This is a genomic window from Streptomyces sp. NRRL WC-3549, assembly GCF_000721935.1.
GTDB lineage: Bacteria > Actinomycetota > Actinomycetes > Streptomycetales > Streptomycetaceae > Streptomyces.
This window is the reverse complement of the sequence record NZ_KL585427.1, coordinates 14,927-19,390: the sequence shown is the minus strand read 5'-3', so window position 1 is coordinate 19,390 and position 4,464 is coordinate 14,927. Positions and strand designations below refer to the sequence as shown.

The following is a 4,464-nucleotide window of genomic DNA, read 5'->3' as shown; positions in this document are numbered from 1 at the left end:
GATGTGTATAAGAGACAGGAGAACGCCCTCGCACCGCCGCTGCGGCTGCACGGACAGGAGGACCGCTCCGTCGAGGGCGTGGTCACGCTCGACCTGCCCTACCAGGGACCACCCGGTCATGTGCACGGCGGCATCTCGGCCCTGCTCCTCGACCACACCCTGGGCGTGGCCAACCACTGGGCCGGCACCTCCGGGATGACGGCGGAACTGACCCTGCGCTACCTGCGGCCCACCCCGCTGTTCGAGCCCCTGACGGTGACCGGCCGGCAGATCTCGGTGGAGGGCTCCCGGATCCGGACCGTCGGAGAGATCCGGGCCGGGGACCGCGTCTGTGTCACCGCGGAGGGGCTTTTCATCAACAAGCAGCTTCCCAGGCCGAGTTGAGAGAGGCGAGTCGATGGGGAACCTCGATGGCAAGATCGCGGTCATCAGCGGCGCGGGCCAGGGCGTCGGCCAGGGCATCGCCCTCGCCCTCGCCTCCGAGGGCGCGTCGGTCGCCGTCCTCGGGCGGACCGAGGCGAAGCTCGTGCACACCTGCGAGCTGCTGCGCGAGCGGGGGGCGAAGGCCGAGCCGTTCGTCTTCGACGTGCTCGACACGGCGCGCATCCCGGGCGTGGTCCAGGACGTCGCCGCCCGCTTCGGCGGGATCGACATCCTGGTCAACAACGCCTACAGCGGCTGCTACGGGCCACTCCTGTCGCTGGACGACGAACAGTTCGCCCGGGGCTTCCACAGCGGCCCGCTGGCGGCGTTCGCCTTCATGAAGGCCGCGCACCCCTACCTGGCGCAGAACGGCGGGGGCGCGATCGTCAACCTGGTCACCTCCGCGATGGTCCGCTGGGACCTGAGCACCTACGGGGCCTACGCCGCCGCCAAGTCCGCGCTGCGCTCACTGACCCGGGCCGCCGCCAACGAGTGGGGGCGCGACGGCATCCGGGTCAACGCCGTCGCCCCGCACGCCGTGTCCCCCGCCTACGCCCGGTGGCAGGACGCCCACCCGGAGGAGGCCGCCGAGTTCACCGCCTCCATCCCGCTGGGGTACGTCGGCGACTGCGAGCGGGACATCGGGCGGGCCGTGGCGATGCTGTGCGGACCGGACGCCCGGTACCTGACGGGCGCCACGGTCCCGCTCGACGGCGGCCAGGCCAACTTCGGCTGACCGCCGTACGGTGCCGCACCGGTGCCCCGTCCGGCCCTCCCGGTCAGCGGGACCGCACCGGGCGGGGCCGGGCGGTCCGCGCCTACCGTCACCGGCACCGGGGCGGCCGGGGGCCGCAGGGCCCCGGGCGCGGGTCGGTGCGGCGACACCGCCCCCGGGAGCCCGCCCGCCGGCCACCCCGGGAGGCCCCGGCCCCCCGGACCGCCGGATCACCCGGACCCCCGTCCCCCCGGACCCCACCGGCCCCGGGCCTCACGACCACCCCCGCACGCACCGCACGACACACCCCCGTACGGACACCGGCAGACCCGGCCACCCGGGTGAGAGGGACCGACGTTGCCACACCAGACGATTGCCGACCTGCTGCTCGCCCGGGCGGGCGACGGCCACCCGGGCCTGCTGACCCGTGACCGTTCCTGGACCTGGGACGAGGTGGTGAAGGAGAGCGCGGCCCGCGCCGCCTGGGCCCGCGAACTGCGCACGGACGGGCCCTTCCACATCGGCGTGCTCCTGGACAACGAACCCGAGTACGTCTTCTGGCTCGGCGCCGCAGCCCTCGCCGGCGCCGCCGTCGTCGGCATCAACCCCACCCGGGGCGGGGCCGAGCTCGCGCGGGAGGTGCGGCACACCGACTGCCAGATGATCGTGACCGACCGGGCGGGCGCCGACCTGCTCGGCGCCCTGGACGTCGGCGTCGACCGCGACCGCTTCCTCGTCGTCGGCGAACCGGCGTACACCAAGGGCCTCGCCGCCCACTCCGGCCGCCCCCCGGCCGCCCCGGGCGTCACCGCGGCCGACCGGATGCTGCTCCTGCTGACCTCGGGCACCACCGGCACCTCGAAGGCGGCGATCTGCTCGCAGGGACGACTCGCCGGGCTCGGTGCCTCCAACAGCGCCAAGTACGACATCACCCGCGAGGACGTCTGCTACTGCCCGATGCCGCTCTTCCACGGCAACGCGCTGATGGCCCTGTGGGCGCCCGCCCTCACCGCGGGGGCCACCGTGGCCCTCACCCCCAAGTTCTCCGCCTCCGGCTTCCTCGCCGACGTCCGCCACTTCCGGGCGACCTACTTCACGTACGTCGGCAAGGCGATCGCCTACATCCTGGCCCGCCCTCAGACCGGCGAGGACGCCGACAACCAGCTCACCCACGCCTTCGGCACCGAGGCGTCCCCCGAGGACGCGGCGCGCTTCCTCGAACGGTTCGGCTGCCGGCTCGTCGAGGGCTACGGCTCCAGCGAGGGCGCCGGCATGCTCAAGCGGGTCTCCGACGCCCCGGCCGGCGCCCTCGGCAGGCCCGCCCGGGACGGCGTCCGGATCGTCCACCCGTCGACCCGGGAGACCTGCCCGCCCGCCGTCCTCGACGGCTACGGCCGGGTGCTGAACCCGGAGGAGGCCGTCGGGGAGATCGTCGACACCGAGGGAGCCGCCCGCTTCGAGGGCTACTACGGCAACGCGGCGGCGAACGCCGAACGCGTCCGCCACGGCTGGTACTGGACCGGTGACCTGGGCTACGTCGACGAGGCCGGCTACTTCTACTTCGCCGGCCGCTCCGGCGACTGGATCCGCGTCGACGGCGAGAACATCTCCGCCCTGCTCACCGAACGCGTCCTGCGCCGGCACCCCCGGGTCATCGCCGCCGGCGCCTTCGGCATACCCGACCCGCGCTCCGGGGACCAGGTCATGGCCGCCGTCGAGATAGCCGAGGACACCCGCTTCGAGGACCTGGACCTGCCCGCTTTCCTGGCGGACCAGGACGACCTGGGCACCAAGGGCGCCCCCCGCTTCGTACGGGTCTCCCACGCCCTGCCCACCACCGGCTCCAACAAGCTGCGCAAGAAGGAGATGCAGCTGGAGGGGTGGCGCACAGGGGACCCGGTGTACCGCTGGGCGGGCCGGGGCCGGCCCGCCTACACACCGATGACCGACGACGACAAGGCCGCGCTGCGCGACGAGTTCCTGGCCAACGGGCGCGGGCGCTTCCTGCCCTGACCGGGCCCCGGCCCGCGGCGACAACCAAGGAGAACCACATGCAACTGCGCGAGAGCGCCGCGCACCAGGAGCTGCGGCGGGAACTGCGGGCGTATTTCTCGGGCCTGATGCCCGAGGACGAACGGCGCCGCGTCGGCGAGGAGGGCGTGGGCGGCGACCGCTTCCGCGAGGTGGTCAAACGGCTCGGCTCGGACGGCTGGCTGGGCATCGGCTGGCCCACCGAGTACGGCGGCCAGGGCCGCTCGGTCGAGGAACAGTACGTCTTCTTCGACGAGGTCCAACGGGCGGGCCTGCCCTTCCCGTTCGTCACCGTCAACACGGTCGGGCCGACCCTCATGGCGTACGGCTCCGAGGAGCAGCGGAAGCGGTTCCTGCCGGGCATCCTCTCCGGGGACACCGTCTTCGCCATCGGGCTGACCACCCGGGCGGTCCGGGACGGCGACGACTACGTCGTGGACGGGAGCAAGATCTTCACCAGCGGCGCCAACACCGCCGACCACGTGTGGCTCGCCGCCCGCACGGACCCCGACGCCCCCAAGCACCGGGGCATCTCCATCCTGATCGTGCCGACCGCGGGGGAGGGCTTCTCCTGGAGCCCCATCCGCACCGTCGGCGGCCTGGTCGTCGCCGCGACGTACTACAGCGGGGTGCGGGTGCCCGCCGGTGACGTGGTCGGCGAGGTGAACGGCGGCTGGCGGCTGATCACGGCCCAGCTGAACCACGAGCGGATCGGACTCGCCGCCCTCGGCGGCCGCATGATCCAGCTGTGGGAAGGGGTCCTGGACTGGGCCCGGGAGAACGGCACCATCGAACTCCCCTGGGTGCAACGTGAGTTCGCCCGTACGCACGCCCGGCTGGAGGCGATGCGGCTGATGAACTGGAAGATGACCGCCGCCGTCGCCCGTGACGCGCTCACCGGCGCCGACGCGGGCGCCGCCAAGGCCTACGGCACCGAGACCCACATCGACGTCCAGCGCGGGCTGACCCAGATCCTGGGAGCCGCCGGACGCATCCGGCCCGAGTCACCGGGCGCGGTCCTCGCCGGGCAGATCGAGCAGCTCTCCCGGCAGGGCATCGTCAACACCTTCGGCGGCGGTGTCAACGAGGTGCTCCGCGACATGGTCGCCACCCAGGGCCTCGGCCTGCCGCGCAAGGGACGTGGCGCATGAGCGGGCACGGCGAGCGAGCGGGGTACGAGGAGCGGCTCCAGGCCTTCACCGGGCGTGAGCTGCGCCCCCTCACACCGGCCCAGGACCCCGTCAACCAGCCGATGATCCGGCACTGGACGGAGGCGATGGGCGACACCAGCCCGG

4 protein-coding genes are annotated in these 4,464 nt (G+C 73.5%); all 4 read left to right on the top strand.

Features of this window, described 5'->3' with window-relative positions:
* Positions 1–384: PaaI family thioesterase (locus IH13_RS0129140; protein WP_199814882.1), on the top strand; the 384-nt coding region annotated here is incomplete at its 5' end.
* Positions 385–397: 13 nt separating this feature from the next.
* Positions 398–1,159: an SDR family NAD(P)-dependent oxidoreductase gene (locus tag IH13_RS0129135; protein ID WP_031089017.1), complete on the top strand. Its 762-nt coding sequence runs from the start codon at positions 398–400 to the stop codon at positions 1,157–1,159.
* A gap of 336 nt (positions 1,160–1,495) precedes the next feature.
* A complete protein-coding gene (locus IH13_RS0129130; RefSeq protein WP_031089015.1) occupies positions 1,496–3,151 on the top strand; it encodes a steroid-22-oyl-CoA synthetase in 1,656 nt (551 codons plus the stop codon).
* A 38-nt stretch (positions 3,152–3,189) separates the two neighbouring features.
* Positions 3,190–4,320: an acyl-CoA dehydrogenase family protein gene (locus IH13_RS0129125; protein ID WP_031089014.1), complete on the top strand. Its 1,131-nt coding sequence runs from the start codon at positions 3,190–3,192 to the stop codon at positions 4,318–4,320.
* The last annotated feature ends 144 nt before the right edge of the window (positions 4,321–4,464 follow it).

Excerpts from the sequence above, each read along its gene's own strand:
- IH13_RS0129125 (WP_031089014.1), top strand. The coding sequence starts at position 3,190 with ATGCAACTGCGCGAGAGCGCCGCGCACCAGGAGCTGCGGCGGGAACTG.
- IH13_RS0129135 (WP_031089017.1), top strand. The coding sequence starts at position 398 with ATGGGGAACCTCGATGGCAAGATCGCGGTCATCAGCGGCGCGGGCCAG.